The sequence below is a fragment of the Polaribacter sp. IC066 genome (genome assembly GCF_007997085.1).
Classification (GTDB): Bacteria; Bacteroidota; Bacteroidia; order Flavobacteriales; family Flavobacteriaceae; genus Polaribacter.
On sequence record NZ_VORR01000065.1, the window covers coordinates 1 to 20,714 of the forward strand.

A 20,714-nucleotide genomic window follows, 5' to 3' on the forward strand; every position below is an offset into this window, starting at 1 on the left:
TTTTTTAATTATTTCTTTGCGCTAGTTCCTTACAGACATACAAACTGAACGGCATTTATACATCAACTTTTTTCATCTTCATTTCTTTGTTATTTTACAAAAAATCAACAAGCATCATTTTTTGCGCAAGTTCCTTACAGACATACAAACTGAACGGCGTTTGTACATCAACTTTTTTCATCTTCATTTCTTTGTTATTTTACAAAAAATCAACAAGCATCATTTTTTGCGCTAGTTCCTTACAGACATACAAACTGAACGGCGTTTGTACATCAACTTTTTTCATCTTCATTTCTTTGTTATTTTACAAAAAATCAACAAGCATCATTTTTTGCGCTAGTTCCTTACAGACATACAAACTGAACGGCGTTTGTACATCAACTTTTTTCATCTTCATTTCTTTGTTATTTTACAAAAAATCAACAAGCATCATTTTTTGCGCAAGTTCCTTACAGACCGGCAAACTGAACGGCGTTTATACATCAACTTTTTTCATCTTCATTTCTTTGTTATTTTACGAAAAATCAACAAGCATCATTTTTTGCGCTAGTTCCTTACAGACCGGCAAACTGAACGGCATTTATACATCAACTTTTTTCATCTTCATTTCTTTGTTATTTTACAAAAAATCAACAAACATCATTTTTTGCGCTAGTTCCTTACAGACCGGCAAACTGAACGGCATTTATACATCAACTTTTTTCATCTTCATTTCTTTGTTATTTTACAAAAAATCAGCAAGCATCATTCTTTGCGCTAGTTCCTTGCAGACATACAAACTGAACGGCGTTTGTACATCAACTTTCTTATTTTAATTTTTTTCCTACTAAATTGGTTGCAATCGTTGTAAAAACCACAATGCTAATAGAACTTAAGGGCATTAAAATAGCAGCAATTACTGGTTTTAATTGCCCAGTTGTTGCAAAATACAAGCCTATACTATTGTAACACAAAGAAAGTATAAAGCTGTATTTAATAATTGAAATTGCTTTTTTAGACGCCTTTATATAAATACCTAATTTGTTAAATTTTGAGGCATCTAAAATAGCATCACAAGCCGGCGAAAACACGTTTATATTTTCTGACAAGGCAATACCAACATCACTTTGAGCCAACGCACCAGCATCATTTAAACCATCACCAATCATCGCCACTTTTTTATTCGCTTCTTGTAATTTTGCAACTACATGCAATTTGTCTTCTGGTTTTTGATTGAATAACAACATAGTTTCTTTTGGTAAATTTTCTTGTAAATACTTTTTTTCACCTTCATTATCCCCAGAAACAACCGCCAAATTATAATCGTTTTTTAACGTATTAAATAAAGCTTGCACTCCATTTCTATAGGAGTTTTTAAACGTAAATTTTCCTTTATATACTTTATTGAAACTGATGTGCACCGCTGTATCTAAACTGGCTTTTTCAACGCTATTTTTTACATAAGATGCTGCGCCTAGTTTTAAATTGATCTTTTTATAAGCTACTTCAATCCCTTTGCCAACAACTTCTTTATAATGAACAATATCAACGATTTCTACTTCTTTAAAAGTGTTGTATAAAGTTCTACTTAAAGGATGATTTGACGCTCTTAACGAACTTTTTAAAATGCTTTTTTCTTGCGGATTTAAAGGAACTCCGTCATAAGAAATGGTGTTTTCTTTGTGGGTTGTTAGTGTACCTGTTTTATCAAAAATAAGGGTGTCAATTTTTGCTAATTGTTCTATAACCGTCGCATTCTTTAAGTAGAACTTTTGCTTCCCAAAAATGCGCAACATATTGCCTAATGTAAAAGGTGCTGCTAAAGCAATTGCACACGGACAGGCAATAATTAAAACGGCGGTAAAGACGTTTAGAGCTTTGCTAGCATCTACATACAACCAGAAAGCAGTCGCTATAAATGCAATTGATAAGACGGCAATCGTAAAATTTTTGCTAATTGTATCTGTAATTGTTTTAAAGTTAGATGTCTGCTCTTTTTGAAAAACATCATTACTCCATAATTGCGTTAAGTAACTTTGAGAAACCGACGCCAAAACGTCCATTTCTAGCACGCCCGATAATTGCTTGCCACCAGCAAATAATTTATCACCAGATTTTTTAGCAACAGGTTCGGCCTCACCCGTTACAAAACTGTAATCTATTTGTGCATTTCCGTTGATTAAAATTCCGTCTACGGGTATCAACTCTTGATTTCTAATTAATAATCGATCGCCTTTTTCAACTTCATAAATTTGTACATTTTCTTCTTGTTCTGCCGTTATTCTGGTAACTGCAATTGGAAAGTACGATTTATAATCGCGTTCAAAAGACAAAAAGTTATAGGTTTTTTGCTGAAAGAACTTTCCTAACAGTAAAAAGAATACGAGCCCCGTTAAACTATCAAAAAAACCAGTACCTAAATCGAAAACAATTTCTACGGTGCTTCTCAAAAACAGCACAGCAACGCCGAGTGCAATAGGCACATCGATATTTAAAATTTTAGAGCGCACACCTTTGTATGCTGCAATAAAATAATCGTTAGCTGCATAGAAAACCACTGGTAATGAGAAAAAAAACATCAACCCTCTAAAAACATTTTTATATTCTTCGATCCAAAAACCATCAACTTCAAAATATTCTGGAAAAGAAAGAAACATCACGTTGCCAAAAGCAAAGCCTGCAATTCCTAATTTATAAAGTAAACTTCTATCAACTTTCTTTGTGCCCGTTTCATAATCTTCTAAACTTATATAAGGCTCATAGCCAATAGCATTTAATAAAAGCACAATTTCTTTTAAGGAAGTTTTTGTTGAATTGTAGGTGATGCGGACTGTTTTCTTCGGAAAATCTACTTGCGATAAAGAAACTTTAGAATTTAGTTTGTGTAAATTTTCTAAAACCCAAATACAAGAACTGCAATGTATATGCGGTATATAGAGCGTTGCTATTTGTGTTTGTCCGTCGTTAAAATCTACTAATTTTTCTAGAATAGCTTCTTTCTCAAGAAAATCATATTTGCCTTGAATTTCTGTTGGAATTGCTCCTGGATTTTCTTGAAAATCATAATAACATGTTAAATCGTTTTCTGAAAAAATTTCATACACAGTCTTACAACCGTTACAACAGAAAACTTTTTCTTCGATTTTTATGCGATCATTAGTACAAGAATCTCCACAGTGATAACAATGTGTGGTATTCATATATGCTCTTTTGCCTAGTGCAAAATTCTAATAACTCTTGGGTTTAAAATATGATATTTGTCATCTTTTCTTTATATTTGAAACATCAACCCTAAAATATTATGAGTAATTGTCAGCAATGTATGGTGCGTAAGTTCAATTCTTTAAATGAACTTTCTAAAGAAGAATTGATAAGAATTTCTTCTTGTAAAACCATTAGAATCGTAAAAAAAGGAGAAATTATCTTTAATGAAGGCGACCATATAAATGGTGTGTACTGCATTAAAAAAGGAGTTTGCAAAGTATCTAAAATGAGTGAAAATGGCAGAAACCAAATTATTCATTTAGTAAGCAAAGGAAATACTTTAGGAGAGCGAAATTTAATTTCTGAAGAAGCCTGCAACCTTAAAGCAGTTGCTTTAGAAGATATGGAAATCTGTTATATACCCAAAGAAGAGATTTTTATAGATTTAGAAAAGAACCCAAAATTTTCTATGAGTGTTTTAAAAAAAATGGCCAGTAATTTAAAACAAGCAGATAATTTGATTGTTAACATGGCCCAAAAAACAACACGACAACGTTTGGCTGAAACGCTTATATATCTTGATTTAAATTTTACAACCCCAGAAAATAAATATATCAATGTGCACTTATCGCGTGACGATTTTGCCGATATTATTGGCGCTGCAACAGAATCTACCATTCGTTTACTTTCTGACTTTAAAAAGAAAAAAATAATTAAAATTGATGGAAAACATATTGCTGTTATTGATAAAACAACGTTAGAAAAAATTGCGCAAGGTTTTTAATATTTTTTTAAAACGAATACCCAATAGCAAAATTAAAAACGGGTTCATCGAGTCTAAAATCCCAATTTTTACCTTGTGCTATCAAAGCAGGATCATGAAAAGGTGCTGCTAAATCAAAACGAATTACAAAACCTTGCACATCTATTCGTAAACCAACACCAGCACCCATTCCTAACTCATTTATAAAATTAGAGGTAAACCTGTCTTTTCCGCCAAAAGTGGGGTTTGTAATTGTATTCCATACATTTCCGGCATCTGCAAAAACGGCTCCTTTAAAGAAAGAATAAATAGGAAATCGATATTCTATATTGGCTTCTAAACGAACATTACCTGTTTTATCAAAAAACGACCCAACAGTTTGTGCATTTGTGGTCTCTTCATTATACGTTCCTGGGCCTAAAGATCTAATATTAAACGCTCTTACGCTATAAGGACCTCCAGAAAAATATTGTTTTACAAACGGAACAACATCAGAGTTTCCGTAGGCCAAACCATAACCTGCAAACAATCTTGCTGCAATAGTTTGCTCATTTTTAGAACCAAAATTGTAATGATATCTGGCGTCAAAATCTGCTTTTGCATATTGTGCATATTCCAATCCTAAAAATTGTCTGGGTTCTCTGGCAGTTTTTTCTGTATCCAATAAACTAATAGAATTACCCGCAACATCTAAAGTAGATTGCACATAAAATTGATGCGTTTTTGTTGCATTTAACATTTCGTTATAGGTATAAGAAAAGGTTAAACCGCTTATAAATTCTTGGTTAAAACTTCGCTGTAAAAAAAGATTATTATCTAATATTTCCTGAAACTCTGGCGTTGTATTTGATAAACGTGTAAAATTTACAGAAATAGGATTAAACTCATAAGTGCTATATTTATTGGCGTTCCAAACATATCCAAAATTTGCGCTTCCAGATAAAAGCATATATAACTGACTTCTGCTTACATAAGTGATTCCTAAACTTGTTTTTGTTTTGGGTATCGAATATTCAAAAAAGTCTTCGTTCATAGAAAAAGGAGCTAGTACTTTCGGAAAAATTAATTCGCCTTTTACCCCCAATTCTAAACTACTTAATCCGGCATTATTACCGCTTGCCAATTGGGTTTCATACCCAATATTGGCACTAATATTTAAGGTTTCTCCGCCTTTAAATAAATTTCTATTGCTAGCGGTTACTGCCAATTCTGGACCCGCAAAATTATTAGATTTTGTAACCGCTTGCAATGCTACACGAACGGCTCTTTTTGTTAAGGGTGATAAAAAAATATTGGCTTCTAAACTGCCTATACTGTCTTTTGCAATGGTATCTAATTCTTTATATTGAATATTTACATACTTATAGGCACCAATAGAAGAAAGTCTTCTTGCGGTTATTTTTGATGCCAACGGATTGTAAAAATCGCCTTCTTTTAAGGTAATAAACTCCTCTAAATTTTCAGGCTTAAATGCAATCGAGTCTTGATGGTAACTCTTATTTTTATAACGTCTTACGCGTACTTGAGTTGAGTCATTTAAACTGTAATTAGGATACACATTAATTCTTTCTACTTTATAAGGAATGGTCGATTTTCTTGGAACGTTTGCTTTCAGGTTTAAAAATAAATCGAATTTTTTGTTGGTATATTGATTGGTATCTGCCTCAAAAATTAAAAAATCAGCATTAAAATTATAGTATCCTTTCTGCTTTAATTCTGTATCTAATCTTTGCCGTTCAAATTTTAGGTTGTTTAAATCGAAACGCATGTCTTTTTCAAAAGGAGATCTTGCAGTTAACTTTTTAAGCTCTTTATAAATGGGTGCACTCATACTATCTATTTTATAGGTAGCCATTTTATACGGAGTTACTATTTTTAAAGCGTAGGTGATAGCAGCTTCTTTCTCTTTTTCTTGAAAGCTAGCAGTAATCGTGCTATAAAAAAAACCGTGATTTTCTAATCGATTCCTTAAAATTTTTTCAATTTCTAGCTCAGAAACAGTAGATTGATAAACAGGTTTTTGACCTATTTTTTTATACAGCCATTTATGTATAAAGTTGGTGTTTTCTTGTTGATTTTTATAGAAATAATACAAACCAAGATGCATCCCTAAAATATTCGAGTTTGGTGCAGGACGCAAAATTGTTTTTAAATCATCGCTTAAACTAGTTACTTTTTGCACCGCAGAGTCTGCCGCTATTGTTAAAGTTGCGCCTGTATATAAGCGCTCATTTTCTGGAATAAATTTTTGTATGCTACAAGCCGTTAAAAATAGCGCACACAAAAATAAAATACTATATTGTTTTAATTCCTTCTTCAAATTTAGTTTTTTTCCTTTTTAATAGACGTATTGTTGTTGGTTTTTGCCGCGATTTCTTCTGGCGTTTCCTGCTCTTTTTCTAATAGTTTAGCCGCAGCTTCTTTTTCTTTTTCTTTTTCTTCTTCTTTTTCTTTTTCTTTTTCTTTTTGCAAACGAAAAATAGCATCCCAAAGTTGCTTAAATTCATTAAATTCTCTTGTAAAAATTAAAGCAATACCACTTACTATAGTTTGCCCATCAATTACATTTTCAAATTCACTTTTTCTAAAACCTCGCACGCTATACCTGCCATCTTCTGTTATTCTATATTCTAAACTTACATTGCCAATCAGCGGTGTTTTTTCTCCGTTTGGGCTACTTCCTTGAATGTCTACTTCGCTGCCAACGCTAACAAGTAGTCGATCGTTAAATAATTTTTTCTGGGCTGCAATATCTAGCTGCGTTCTGTCGGTTGGCCCACTATCTCCTTGATAATCGGTAAAGCTATTCAGACCAAAATCTAATTCAACACCAGAACTGCCTAAAATTTTATCTGAAAATGCATTTAATTGTCCTGAAACGGCATCGTTTAAATTAGCTCTAGCAATGCTTGCAAAACCACCCGAACTACCATCACTACCAGCGTCAGGATAAAATCGATTTAATACTAATGCCGAAAATACTTGCTTGTTTAATTCATCTTCTTGTTTGTTTACTTGCTGCACTCTGCTATACACTTGCCCGCCAATAGCACCTTGCGCTTCTTCTGGCATTTCTAAATTAAAAGATATTTTTGGCTGTAATAAGTCGCCATCAATATTTAAATATACATAAAAAGGCAATTCTTGTTTGTATTTATTTCTGGTAGCCGTATCCTCTCCAGAAATTTGAGAGGCCATTAAAGGTAACGCAGAAGTTGTTAATTTATAAATAGCACTAACCTCTAGTTTTGCCTCTAAAGGATCACCAAACCATGAAATTCTGCTTCCTTTTGCCAAAGAAAACCTTCTATTTACTAAATTGTACAAACTCAATTCGTAATGCCCGTCTGCAACTTCATAAACACCTGTTAAAGAAACGCTTCCATTTGGTAGCATGGTAAATACCAAATCGCCATCGCCAGAAACTTTAAAATTATCTCCTGTTTCTTCATCAATACTAATAGTAACAGCTGCTTGCTTATCGATCTTTAATTTCGCAAAAATATCAAAACCAGTAATCGTTGCAACTTCTGCTTCGGTTTGTGTTAAAATGGCTGTGGGGTTTTCTCTATTTACAAAAAGTACAACGCCGTCTCTTTCTTCTACGTTTGCATATGACGCTGGCAAAACATAGGTTACTTCGGTCTCTGGACTTACTGTAAGTTGTGCATTTAATTTCGGAATTCGTAAACTACCCGTCAGCTTTGCATCTGCATTAAAAGCTACTTTGCCATATAAGGTTTCGTTCTCTTTTTTAGTAGCATTTAAAACCCTAAAATTCTTGGCTTTTATGTCTAAATTAAAAGTTGGGTTTATAAAACTCTTTGTTTTAATGCTACCAGAAAGTACCAAAGAGTTCTTTTTAGCATCTAATATGGTGAATTTCGACATCAAAAGTCCGCTATTATCCACACGTAACGTTTCGTTGGGTAGCGTAAACTTGGTGTTTAATTTTGTTACTTTAAAAGCAGAATTGTTAAACTGTATTTTACCGTTGTATATTGGTTGAGATGTGGTGCCAGACACCTTAAAATCTCCAGAAAAACTTCCGCTAGCTTCTTTAATTTCGCCTAAAGAAAGCGTGTTTAAAGCGTTCATTTTAAACTCGTTTATCAGTAAATCTATCGCTAAATTTGCATCGTTATTGGTTACATCATAATCTCCTTGCAACTTTAAATCAGCGTCTCCCCCACTTAATTTTGCACCAAAATCATACTTATTTTCACCTAAAGACTTGGCATCCATTTTTAAGGTCCCAAAATCCGTTTTTAATACCTCTAATTCACTTACCGTTAAATTTGCAATGATTCCGGTATTTTCAAAAGGTTCTTCTAGGATAAAATGGCCATTTAAAGAGCCTTTTGCAATTTCTATAGCCGGATTTAGATACTTAAAAAGCTCGCCAATTTTAAAATTTTTATAATCAATGGCAATATGGTCTTTGGTAATTGAATTCAATTTATCTGTAATTTCTATAGATTGACTGTTTTTAGCAATCTTAAAATTATTAAATTCAAGTTTATTATTCTTTAAGATTATTTCATTATCCGCAGGAATCGTCCATTTTCTTTTGTTTAAAATTAAACTATCAGGATGTACAGAAAAAACCAAGCGATCGCTGGCTCCTGTAATTTTGGTATTGATATGTACCAACTTTTTATCTTTGTGAATACTAGAAAAAACAAGCGATAATTCGTTATTATTTTGATTTCCTGTAACAAGGGTTTTCGGAATATTTAAAGGACCCGCAATAATATTAGTAAAACCCACATTAAAATTAAAATTATCTCGATCTGTATTGATAGAAAAAGATAAACTATCTAACTCATTATTATTGTAATTTATATGCGGTGCTGTAATATTCGCTTTTAATTTGCGTTGTTTTTCATTAAAGTCTACGGCAATATGTATGGTATCTATATCTTTAACATTCATTAAAAACACCTCTTTTATAAGCGGAGTTTGAGCAATTTTGCCGTTTAATTTTAGTATTACAGGATGTGTAATGGTGTCAGAAACCTGGGTGTCTCTGTAAAAATAGCTCGATATATGGCGCTGTATTGCATTGCTAAAGGTTTCTGGATCTGTGTTTGATTCTAAAGCTACATGAATCAATTTATTTTTAATGGTTACCGCCGTAGTATCTGTATCTACAAAAGCGGTACCCCTTAGCAACCCAACTAAATAAGTTTTATTATCATAGATAAACACGCCATTTTTAATCGCTGTGTCAATCGTGTATTTAGTAGCGTTTCCTTTAAAATCTAGCGCTATATCCATTCCTGTTTTTACAGGGCGATTCATTACACCTAAACCTTTTAAATCTGCCCCAATGACCTCTAAATTTAGGTTTACTTGAGAGGCTATTGCATCTAACGCTACTAGTGCCTTTAATTTTATGTTTAAATTTTCATCTTTATAGGTTGCTGCAATGACTCCTTTTCCGTTTTTAATAGTGCCGTTTAGGTCTAAATCTTTTATGGCATAAGTATCCAACTCAAATTTAGAAATAGTAGCCGATAAAGAGGCGTCTAAATTATGGATTGTTTTTCCGCTTCCTTTAGAAGTTACTGCAGCAGACAACACTCCTAAAGTCGGATTTTTTAAGAACGTACCCACGTTAAAAGTATCGATATCGATAGCAACCTCATAGCGCATACTTTCATTATTTTTAAACGTTCCGATGATGTTTGCCGATCCTAGAGGTGTCTTTATTTTTGTAGCGATTGCCAAAGCGTTTAGCGAGCCTTTTACATTTCCGGTAACCAAAATTTCTTCTGGTAGTTGAATATTTAATTTTTTTTCAGTAACAATTTGTACCAGATCAGCACGTTTTGTTGTTGCTTTATAATACGGAATGTCTAAAAATAATTGATCAGGCTTTGCAACATTTTTAAGGACTCCCGAGACAGCTATTTTGGTTGCTTTGCCCCAATTTACGTGGGTATCAGAAATTGTCATTGCTGCCAAAGAACCCTCTAAATCTATGGCTCCTGTCAGCTTTTTTTTACTTAATTTATTCAGGTATTCGTTCTTTTGTACACTAGGTTGAAACTGAAAAAAATCTGCCAACCAAATTTGAAATGAAGAAACTTTTAACTGAACATTGGTGTTTTCTGGTGCTGAAATTAATTGAGAAAGTGATTTGTACTGTACCTTTACAAAACCAGCAAGATTACTTTTATCAAGTTTAATGTTCATTTTAGAAATCGCTAGCGCATGATCTGAAATGGCTGCATTAAAGGCAAAATTGTGCAACTTAAATCCTGATTTCTCTTGAAAATTGAATTCTTTCATCTCTAAACCAGCTTTTTTATCCTTTAAAAACAGCGCTGAAATTTTTAAATTCAGGTGCTCTAATAAAATGGCATTCGGGTTTATTTTATTTTTTTCTGACGGCACTTCATCCACAAAATAACCAACCGCATTATTTTCTAAATTAATTTCATTTATGGCTAGCGTTATATTTGGCCAAAGAATTTGAGAAGAACTTTGTAAGTTGTGTACTTCTTGATTTTTTGAGGCTGATTTTGAAGACGTTTTTAAAACAATAGTAGAATTTTTAAGTTCGATGGTATGGAAACGAAATAAATTCTCTTTTAAATTAATTTCAGGAATTTCGGTGTAAAAATCATTTAACTCTAGGTCGGCAATCGTTTTATCGTTTGTAGATTCGTAATATAGATGCACCTCTTTTAAAGCAATACTATTGGCTGATAATAAAGGTAACACAATTTCTTCTGTTGCGTCTGATGCCTTTTTTGCCGCCACCGGTTTCTGAACAACTTTTATAATAGCATTAGACATCGAAATAGCATCCGCAGAAAAAATCATTTTTTCTAGATCTACTTTTTCCATTTCAACCGCAGCGTCTTCAATACGATAACTGCTGTTAATTCCTAAAACTGCATCCTTAAAAACAACATGAATGTCTTTTAAATTGATGCTACCGAGAACAATATTCAATGGTTTGCTTATGGTATCTTTTGCTATTGGGGTTTTATCTTCGGATGCAAAAACATCTCTTATAAACTTAAAATTATACCCAGAAATTGTATCTTTTCTAATAATGTTAGCGCGTACACCTTCCCATTTCAAATCATCTACACCCACAGCATCGCCCTTTATCATTGCCAAAAGCGGAAGGTTTGCTTCTAACGATTTAGAATAGAGCAAGGTATCCCCTTTTGTATCCGCTAAAAAAAGACCTTCTATTTGCAGGGCTCCATCAAATGTAAGAAATAGCTTATCAATGCCAACTTTGGTCTTTGTTTTATCAGCAACATAAGAAACCGCTTTGTTAACAATAAACTGTTGACCCCAAGGGCTTCTAATAAAAAGAATAACGCCAAGTAAGAATAGTAATAATCCGAAGAAAACTCTTAAAATTCTTCTTATGACACCAAATTTTCTCTTTTTTATTTTTTTAGCAGACACTACAGCTATGTTTTTTGATTTGCAAAGATATTATAGTACATCGCTTAAAGTATCTTATTTCATTAATATATTAACTCTTTTACAATAGATTTGGTATTCATTGTTGTTACACACCACTCACAAAGCGGCTTTGCTTTTAAAACAATGACTTGCTTTTACAAAACTTACTGTAAATTTTTGTGTTTTACGAATACCCCACTATCCGTTTAAAAAAGCATCTCGCTGCGCTTGTTTTTAATTTATAGTACAATTTACCATAAAAACCAAAAATTATTCTCAAACCAAATGATCTCTTTAACATGAGACCGTGTTAGTTTTTATTTTATTTTTAATATAAAGGTTTCGATAAAAACAACATTCTCTAAAGTATGCAACAAATACTATTTGAATAGCGCTTTTTTTTAAGAGAAATAACTGCTCTAAAAACCTCTAAATTATTCTAAAATTAGTACCAAAAAAATAATTATAGAAATCAACTTTTTATCCAAAAATACATTCGTAATACTTCATCAACTCCTTCTTTTACAGACAAATTTAACCATACATTAATTTTAAAACATTATAAACCAATATTTTAATAAGATTAAATACTCATAAACAAGAAAAAAAAATATTTTCAACAAATCGAAAAGAGAACATAATTATTCATTTTGAGAACTTTTAGGAACAAAATACAGCATACATTTGCGATTCATTAAAACAATAGATATGAAAAAAATTACATTAAAAGCGCTACAGCTTAGTTTGTGTTTTTTGGCTATTCCTTTTGTAGGACAAGTTTTAGATATTGAATCTGGTAGTGAACTATATGTTCAACCCGGTTCTTATCTTTATGTTTCACAAGGAATAAATGTGAAAGCCGGTGGTGCTTTAACATTAGACTCAAACGCAACATTAAGCGCTTCCTTACTTGTACAAGGTGCAACTACTGGAAACATTACCTATTTAAGAAACGTGCCCAATGCAAATTGGCATGTGTTGTCCGCACCTGTTGCTGGTGCAAGCATTCAAGGTTTTATCGATGATACCGATAACGCCATTGCTAAAAACGGCAGCGATTTAGCAGGGATTGGTCCTTACGAGAATACCAATGCAAGTGGAGAAAGATGGGCGTACGTATCTGCTTCAGGGAATACCGGTAATTTTGTGAACGGTAAAGGCTATACCTTTAAAAGAACGGCATCAGGTGTGTATAATTTTACAGGTACTCATGCCTCTACGACAGCAAATACTACTATTGCGTTAGTACCAGGAGGTTCTGGTGCTGCAAGTGCAACAGACAATTGGTATGCAGTAGGTAATCCGTATCCAGCTTTTTTAGCTGTAGCAGATATTCTTAACGTAAACGTAAACGCTTTTGATGAAGCTTTTAAGACCTTACATGTTTGGAATGGTACTAGCTATGAAATTGCTAACTTAATATCAGACTCGCCAGTAAAACAGATTTTACCAGGACAAGCTTTTTTAGTTAAAATGAAAGACGCTTCTCAAACATTTCTTTTTAATACGTTCGATAGAACGCATCAAACGAACCAAACAGGTTTAACTTTAAATAAAGGTGCAAAAGATAATTTTATCAAAATAGACCTTACTTTAACGAGTGGTGCAAACCAAAGGTCAACGGCTATTTATTATTTAAATGAAAATGCTACTTTGGGTTTAGACCCAGGATATGACGCGGGTGCGTATGAAGAGGGTACGCCTTCTTTTACCCTAGCAACTCATTTAGTTGAAAATAGTAAAGGTATTAACTTTGCCATACAAGCCTTGCCGAACACTAGTTTAGAAACTACGATTGTACCCTTGTCTGTAAACGCTCTAAAAGGAGAGGTTTTAGACTTTAGCATTCAATCAAAAAATTTAGAAACTGGTATTGATACATACATCGAAGATAAAATGGTGGCTAGCTTTACAAAAATAGATGCAACTAACAATTTTAGTGTAACGCTTGCAAAAGATACTAAAGGTGCTGGTCGCTTTTATTTACATACGTCTAGCAAATCTTTAAGTGCAACTGATGCTGTAACTGCGAGCTCTTTACATTTCTATAAAACAACCAATAATACCTTAAAAATTGTAGGCTTAACAAATGCAGAGAATACAACGGTAACCTTGTTTAATGTATTAGGAAAGCAAGTTTTTACAGAGAGTTTTGTAGCAGATAGCAACCAAACAATAGCGTTGCCTAGTTCATTGGCTACAGGTGTGTACATTGCTAAAGTAAACCAAAACACTGCACAACTTACCAAGAAAATAATTATTGACTAAATTTAGCGTAAAATGAATCAAAAAAAGAAAATAACAACAATTGCTTCGTCTAGTGAAGAAATTTCTAGAAAAGAAGCATTAGGCAAAATAGGTAACTATGGCAAGTATGCGGCTTTAACAGCATTGGGTACTTATTTAATTTTAAGCCCACAAAAGGCACAAGCAAGTTCTCCGGAAAAACCAGGTAGCGGATTTTAACTTTAACAACAAAAATTATAATTATGAAAACAAAAAATACAACAATGAAAAATTTATTTTTAGCAACGGTTTTAGTTGCAGCAACATTAACAACATCTGCCCAAATAGGGATTGGTACTACAAACCCAAACAGCTCTGCTGCTTTAGACGTCTCTGGGGCTACAGGTGTATCTGGTACAAGTAGAGGAATGATCATACCGAGAGTAAACAGTGTAATGAGAACTCAATGGATTCAGACACCAGAAAGGGGAATGATTGTATATGATACAAATCAAAATTCAATGTGGTTGCATGATGGTACAAATTGGGGAAAAATGGTTCATATGGATCCTACTGACAATTTCAAGGTAAAATCCTCAAATGGATTAGCTACCTTTGGTTTTAATGGATCGAAAACCACTATTACATCAAGTGCATCTGCGTTACCAAGTTACACCTCGAATAAAGCATTAGGAACATTAGCGGCGCCTACAGCTACCGTAGGCGGCTCTTTAATATACCAACAGTTAATGAACGGTTACAACGGAACGGATTATTCAAGAGTTATGGAAGTAGTTGTTGCACAACAAGGTCCTACAAATACAAATAATTCACTTTCAGGGGTTTACCAACTTAGAGGTCATGATAGTACAGGACAGTATGATATTTTTGTGAGTCTTGCTACAGGTAGTAGAAACGGATTTATTAATGCTGATATGATTATGGGTGCCGCCTCTAGAACATCAGACTTAGACGCTACGTCTGCATTGACGGTCGCAGGTTACGTTAAGGTAATTGGTGTAGACGCTACCGCGGATGGTCAGACAGATGAAATAAAAGCTGGTATGATTCGGTATAATACCACTTCAAATAAATTTGAAGGCTTTACATTAGACATGGATGGCAACGGAACAGCAAATGACGCTGGTTGGGTAGCTTTGAATTAAGATTTATACTTTAATGGAAAAAAACTTTTATGCGAAAGCATAAAAGTTTTTTTTTAAAAAAAATACAAGCATCTGGTTTCTCTACAACAAAAAACAAGTAAACTTGACTTTTCAAATTCCTAACATTTATTATGCAGATATTCTTACAAAGTACATAAAGGGTACAACACCGATTCAAACCAACTTAAAGGGTTTACAGTAGACATGCATATCAACGAAGTAGCCACAATTAAATTGGATGTTGAACAGCATGGCTTTAAACTCTTACTGTCATAAAAAACACTTTTATTCGAAGACATAAAGGAGTTTTATTTTTAAAAAAACTTGATAAAAACACAAACACATGGCTTCTCTAGAACAAAAAACGACTAAACTTGGCTACTCAAACGCTTATCATTTATTGCGCAGGTGCTCTTACAAAGTAAACAAAGCTACCATAAATGCCTATGCCAATAAAACACCACTACAGGCAGTGCAAGAACTGTTAAATTACAGTGCGTTGCCAAATCCCAGACCACTTACCTCCATAGGTACCACTTTTCTAACCTCTACAAGATACCCAAGAGCGAATAATAATGGCCGCAGGGTAAATACTGGCTTTAGTGTTGGTTGGTGGTGGTTGTTCAACACCGTAGAAAAAGTTAGCCTGCAGTTTCGTTTGCAATTTTTATTACACACCTTTTTCCCTACACCCAAAGAAGGTGGTGATCTTTGGAATAATTATGACTATACGGAGTTATTAACCTACTACTCTAAAGGAAGTGTTAAATCTTTAGCCCAAGACGTCATTAAAAATTACAACATGTTGTTTTTTTTAAATAATAATTTAAATACAGTTGCTGCCCCTAATGATAATTTTGGTAGAGAATTTACAGAACTTTTTACCATTGGTAAAGGACCACAAATAGCCCCAGGCAATTATACCAACTACACAGAGCATGATGTGACCCAAGCGCAACGTGTTTTTACAGGTGTAACCGCAAAAGATTCTATTGTTGCCAATCAAAGAAATAGATTTGATCAGGTAAATCCGATCACAAAGATACCAGAAGGGTACATAGACCCGAGTAAACATGATACTGGCGACAAAACTTTTAGTGCTGCTTTTAACAATCGGGTAATTAAAGGAGGGACTTCTTCTTCAGAAATAGATACAGAATTGGGTGATTTTGTAAATATGATTTTTGAACAGACCGCCACCGCAAAAAATTACGCTCGCCGTTTTTACAGATACTTTGTAGAAAGAGAAATTACAGACGAGATTGAAAATGACATCATCGCACCACTTGCCCAAACACTGCAAGACAACGATTATGAAATAACGCCAATGCTAACACAACTGCTAACAAGCAAGCATTTTTATGATGCAGAAGATGCTATTGCTGGCGATGCGATTATTGGAGGTTTAATTAAGTCTCCATTAGAACTTTATACGCAAACGCTTACAATTTTTGAGGTTCCATTACCTAACTATAGAAACGACGGTAAAGCCAGAAGATCTTTATTAAGTAAGATGCAGAGAATGATGATATCTACCTCCTTAAATCTTTTTCAACCCAGTGACGTTAACGGGTACCCAGGATACAGTACACCACCATATGATAAAAATTTTATAACCACAAATTCTTTAAAATTACGGTATGATGGTATTATTGATGAGCTATTGCAAGGTTATGTCTTAGATGGTTTTACCATGCGCCTCAACAGTGTCTTGTTTGTTCAAAATTCAGGACATTTTTTAGACCCTAGCGATTCAAACAATGTTTTAGAAGGCTTCTTTGATTTGCTGTTTATAAGAAGGCCTGCAGGAGAGCGAGCTCTTTATTTTGAACAAGCCTTGTTAAATGGGTTGAGTAAAACCAATTGGTATTTTGTTTGGAAAAACTACCTTGCCTCTAACGATCCTGCAGACGCCGAATTGTACCTAAATCGTTTAATTATTGCTTTAGTAAAATCTCCAGAATACCAAATAATGTAATTTTTGACGACAATGAATAGAAAAGAATTTTTAAAACTAGCCACCACAGCTACCTTTGGTACGCCCTTTCTTCTTAATGGACTACACACCCAAGCGCTCGACAACTTTGTAGATTTACCCATCACCAATATGGGCATAAATGACCGCGTATTGGTCATCGTCCGGATGGCAGGTGCTAATGATGGTTTAAATACAATAATACCCGTTAAACAGTACCGCGATTATGTTGCCTTGCGTCCTAACATACATATCAAAGAAAGCGGCCCTAACAAATTCATACCGTTAGACAGCACTTTGCCAGACAATCAATTATCTGGGCTACACCCAGTCTTAACCGGATTTAAAGGCTTGTATGACGCAGGTAAAATGGGCATTATAAATGGGGTGGGCTATGAGGCGCCTAACTTCTCTCACTTTAGATCACAAGACACCATGTTTGCAGGCAAAGATGGTACCAGCAACAATGACTTATCTTCTGGGATGTTTGGGAGGTACATAGGTGCGCTACATCCAGGATTGGCAAACAACCCTACTGCAGAAAAATCAGACCCTTTGACCCTTCAATTTGGCACGACCAATCCTTGCTTATTTTATGGACACGATCACGAACAAGGAATCGAATACAATGCCACCAGTTTACAAGACGACTTTAACAATCAATTGGCTCGGAAAAGCAACAATACAAGTTCTGAATACCAAGAATTACTCAGCTTTTTAACCAATACGGAAAGAGCGATGGATAGGTATTACAACGCAATTCAACGTGTTTTTAATGCAGGTTCTAATTCCGCTACCCCCTACCCAGATACCGACCTTGCAAAGCAATTAAAAACCGTGGCGCGCATGATTCAGGGAGGCAGTAAAACTAAAATATTTCAAGTGACGCTAGGAGGGTTTGATACGCACGCAAATCAAGTGCGCACTGATGCCTCTCATTTAGGTTCGCACAAAATCAGGATAGGAACAGTCTCGAATGCCATAGAAGCCTTTCAAAAAGATATAGAAATACTAGGTTTGGCAGATAAAATGATGACCGTTACTTTTAGTGAATTTGGCAGAAGAGTGCGAGAAAACGGGAACTTTGGTACAGACCACGGTACCTTATCTCCATTTTTTGTGTTTGGTAGCCATGTAAAAGCTGGCGTATATGGTTCGCATCCTTTGTTTACCAATACCACAGATTTTCAATACAGCGAATCTGAAAGAAAATATGACTACAGACAACTATTTGCTACCTTGATGCAAGATTGGCTGGGTGCAGATGATGCCATTATGCAAGAAGCAGAATTAAGCACATTTTCTACGCAAGAAAAAAAGATACCGCTCATTTTAGGTTCCAAAAATGCCTATCCAGATCATCTAATCTCTGGCCCAGCATCTAATTGTGAAAACAGTACCATAGCAGCAATTAAAGTTAAAGAAGACAATGGTTGGTCTTATTATGCGACCGAAGGGACTACAGATTATGTTTTTGCCATAGAACACACGCCTGCAGGAATCGGTGCAAATACTGCAGATTTCGAAGCAAGCATTACCTTAGAAAAATTATGTGACAACCCACCAAACAACGTACACCAAGCGCAACACGCCGCTAGTGGTGAAGGTACTTTTGGATTGGGTTTATATTGGAATGTAGTCTTCAACAATGGTACTACCAATGGCTGGGTAAACCTTCGCTGGTTTAAAGATACTGCTTTAGAAGCATCACTAAATCAGGTAGCTTCAAATTTTAAAACTAGTACAGAGAGTGCCCAACAAAGCCCGATATTAGATTTACATACAGACAGTTCAATTCAATTACCAACGCAATTGCGTCCAGAAGGTTTAAAAACTACGTACACCGCATTTCTCGATAAAAATACGGGGTCTTATTTAGAAACAGAGTATATACAGTACAATGTAGTAAATGACCTTGACAATACAGGTGGAGGTCGGTTTATAAAAGTTACCAATTTTAATGAAAACTCTACCTCTATAAATGGTGCACTTAGTGAAGGCACGATTCGCTATAACAAAACCACCAACAAGCTTCAAGGATTTACGGGGAGTGTATGGGAAGATTTTCACTAAATAATAAACAAATTAAAAATATAAAATAAATGAATTTAAAAAATAAAATAGCAGTACTGTTTTTAGCAATGGGGTGCACCATTACCATCACTGCACAAAAAGTAACGGTGGCTACCTACCACAAAATGGAACTTGCAAAATACCAGAAAGTTATCAAACAGTCTTTAACCTATGGAGATGCCAGTACAGCCGTGCAAGCCATGCACAGTATTCTTGCGCTCAAAGAAGAAAATAGCAGCTATAAAGATAGTTTAGTCAGCCTTTATTTTGGCAGTGGCAAATACAATAGCAGCTTGCTACTCTCTAAAGAACTCTTGCTAAAGAAACCAAAAAACAAAGGGCTTTTAGAAATCCAAGCGCTCAGTTATCAAAACCTAGGCAACCCTTTAGAGGCTATTAAAAGTTATGAAAATTTAGTACCTATTTCGAAGAATTTTTATCATGCCTACCAATTAGGCTATTTACAATTCTCTGTAAAACGCTTGTTAGAAGCCTCTAAAACCTTAGATGTTGCCATGACCATGGAACAAACAGCTAATATAAAGAAAATAGAACTTAGCTTCCCTTCTGTGCAAGATCAAAACAAAACCCAAAACGTACCCTTAATGGCCGCTTTTTACAATTTAAAAGGTTTAATTTATTATGATTTAAAAGAAAATGAAAAAGCCAAAACTGCTTTTGAAAATGCTTTAAAAATAATGCCCACTTTTGAGTATGCACAGCAAAGCTTAAATGCGTTGGATATGATGGCAAAAACAAAAGAATAACTACTTGCACTTGTTGCATTTTATGAATCTGAATGTATTGTAATAAGCTTCAATTAATAATAGGAAAAAGAGAGGAAATTAGTATGTTATTTTAGTGATAAATTATTTTACTAATTTCCTGCCTTATCACCTATATAGAGAACGATGCCACTATTCTTTGTGCTATTGACGAATTTTGCCTGGTTTTTAACCTTCTTTAAAAAAAAATTTGTAGCGCTCAGCAGTTAGTTACCTATTAACCTAGCTTGTCTAATTTTGCCTCCCTGTACCATTTTCATCCTCAAATTATTGAATATTGTTGCTTTGCTCTAAGAGCTGTGTATTCTAAAGCAAAACTCATTGAAATATCTATTTCAAGTACTATCACTACCCCATAAATAGGTTGTTCTAATCCAAGAATTAACTTGATCAATCAGGGCATAAAGTGCCTTGAAATTAAGTCCCTTATTAACTTCTATTTGTTTTGTACTAAAGGCTTTTGCAATAGATTTGTATCCTCTCCATGTATCTGTTATCACTTTAGTTGCTTGGCTAATATGGTTTACAAAAATGTACTGTAAAGATTGCGCAGAGAAATCTTCTATCTTCATAGCCTACATGCTCTTTATTTTGCCATCTTCTGTAAGTTGAACCGCCGTAACTTCCTTCTTTTTCTTACGATTATAACTTCTTCCAACCTCACCTTGCTCTCGACCCCCGAGAACAAACTCATCTAAATACACATTACCATCTATTGGAGTATTGCCGCTTGAAGACATCTATACTCTTTTAACATATAAACACGAGACGTTTTCTCAGTTACTCCGTAGCGAACACCCATAGAACTTGCTGATAGGCTTTTAATACTTATAGCCATTTCAAGGCAAATAAAAAAAGCCTTCCTAACACCCATTTTAACCTTATGAAATAACGTGTTGTAAGTAGCCGATTCCTTGTGCCGTAAGCGTTCTGTAATGTACAACTATCTTTTACTCCAATTTTGAGGTAACAATTCAGCCAGGGCAGAATCATACTTTTTTTGTGTTTAAATTATTTATTTAATTGATTTACAGTTGTTTAAGTTGTTAATTATTCGTATATTATGCTGATAATCAATAATTTAACTAAATGGAATCATCGAGTAA

10 protein-coding genes and 1 pseudogene are annotated in these 20,714 nt (G+C 34.3%); 7 read left to right on the top strand and 4 right to left on the bottom strand.

Features of this window, described 5'->3' with window-relative positions; all coding sequences use genetic code 11:
* Positions 1-806: 806 nt before the first annotated feature.
* On the bottom strand, positions 807-3,179 hold the full coding sequence (locus ES044_RS16335) for a heavy metal translocating P-type ATPase (protein ID WP_147187395.1): 2,373 nt from the start codon (positions 3,177-3,179) through the stop codon (positions 807-809).
* A gap of 101 nt (positions 3,180-3,280) precedes the next feature.
* Between ES044_RS16335 and ES044_RS16340 the strand changes: the two genes are divergently transcribed.
* Positions 3,281-3,967, top strand: a complete 687-nt coding sequence (locus ES044_RS16340) for a Crp/Fnr family transcriptional regulator (protein ID WP_147119838.1) — start codon at positions 3,281-3,283, stop codon at positions 3,965-3,967.
* A 7-nt stretch (positions 3,968-3,974) separates the two neighbouring features.
* On the opposite strand, the gene ES044_RS16345 is transcribed toward ES044_RS16340, so the two are convergent.
* Entirely contained in the window at positions 3,975-6,266 is a 2,292-nt protein-coding gene (locus tag ES044_RS16345; RefSeq protein ID WP_147187396.1) for a BamA/TamA family outer membrane protein, read from the bottom strand.
* A 2-nt stretch (positions 6,267-6,268) separates the two neighbouring features.
* Positions 6,269-11,383, bottom strand: a complete 5,115-nt coding sequence (locus ES044_RS16350) for a translocation/assembly module TamB domain-containing protein (protein ID WP_147119836.1) — start codon at positions 11,381-11,383, stop codon at positions 6,269-6,271.
* A 708-nt stretch (positions 11,384-12,091) separates the two neighbouring features.
* Here ES044_RS16350 and ES044_RS16355 point away from each other — a divergent pair.
* The 6 genes from ES044_RS16355 (at position 12,092) to ES044_RS16380 (ending at position 19,590) form a co-directional block, all read left to right on the top strand.
* Positions 12,092-13,651, top strand: a complete 1,560-nt coding sequence (locus tag ES044_RS16355) for a T9SS type A sorting domain-containing protein (protein WP_147119835.1) — start codon at positions 12,092-12,094, stop codon at positions 13,649-13,651.
* A gap of 12 nt (positions 13,652-13,663) precedes the next feature.
* Complete coding sequence (locus tag ES044_RS16360; RefSeq protein WP_147119834.1) at positions 13,664-13,849, top strand: hypothetical protein; 186 nt, start codon at positions 13,664-13,666, stop codon at positions 13,847-13,849.
* Between the two features lie 23 nt (positions 13,850-13,872).
* Complete coding sequence (locus tag ES044_RS16365; protein WP_147119833.1) at positions 13,873-14,775, top strand: hypothetical protein; 903 nt, start codon at positions 13,873-13,875, stop codon at positions 14,773-14,775.
* A 343-nt stretch (positions 14,776-15,118) separates the two neighbouring features.
* Entirely contained in the window at positions 15,119-16,753 is a 1,635-nt protein-coding gene (locus tag ES044_RS16370; RefSeq protein WP_147119832.1) for a DUF1800 family protein, read from the top strand.
* A gap of 12 nt (positions 16,754-16,765) precedes the next feature.
* Positions 16,766-18,823, top strand: coding sequence for a DUF1501 domain-containing protein (locus tag ES044_RS16375; RefSeq protein WP_147119831.1), 2,058 nt, complete (start codon positions 16,766-16,768; stop codon positions 18,821-18,823).
* 29 nt (positions 18,824-18,852) lie between these two features.
* Complete coding sequence (locus tag ES044_RS16380; RefSeq protein WP_147119830.1) at positions 18,853-19,590, top strand: tetratricopeptide repeat protein; 738 nt, start codon at positions 18,853-18,855, stop codon at positions 19,588-19,590.
* 224 nt (positions 19,591-19,814) lie between these two features.
* Here ES044_RS16380 and ES044_RS16385 read toward each other — a convergent pair.
* Positions 19,815-20,530: pseudogene (locus tag ES044_RS16385) on the bottom strand (IS1595 family transposase); the annotation flags it as partial.
* Positions 20,531-20,714: the final 184 nt, after the last annotated feature.

Bases quoted from the DNA above. Each gene is read 5' to 3' on its own strand.
- ES044_RS16355 (WP_147119835.1), top strand. From the start codon at position 12,092: ATGAAAAAAATTACATTAAAAGCGCTACAGCTTAGTTTGTGTTTTTTG.
- ES044_RS16380 (WP_147119830.1), top strand. From the start codon at position 18,853: ATGAATTTAAAAAATAAAATAGCAGTACTGTTTTTAGCAATGGGGTGC.
- ES044_RS16375 (WP_147119831.1), top strand. From the start codon at position 16,766: ATGAATAGAAAAGAATTTTTAAAACTAGCCACCACAGCTACCTTTGGT.
- ES044_RS16365 (WP_147119833.1), top strand. From the start codon at position 13,873: ATGAAAACAAAAAATACAACAATGAAAAATTTATTTTTAGCAACGGTT.
- ES044_RS16335 (WP_147187395.1), bottom strand. From the start codon at position 3,179: ATGAATACCACACATTGTTATCACTGTGGAGATTCTTGTACTAATGAT.
- ES044_RS16360 (WP_147119834.1), top strand. From the start codon at position 13,664: ATGAATCAAAAAAAGAAAATAACAACAATTGCTTCGTCTAGTGAAGAA.
- ES044_RS16370 (WP_147119832.1), top strand. From the start codon at position 15,119: ATGGCTTCTCTAGAACAAAAAACGACTAAACTTGGCTACTCAAACGCT.
- ES044_RS16340 (WP_147119838.1), top strand. From the start codon at position 3,281: ATGAGTAATTGTCAGCAATGTATGGTGCGTAAGTTCAATTCTTTAAAT.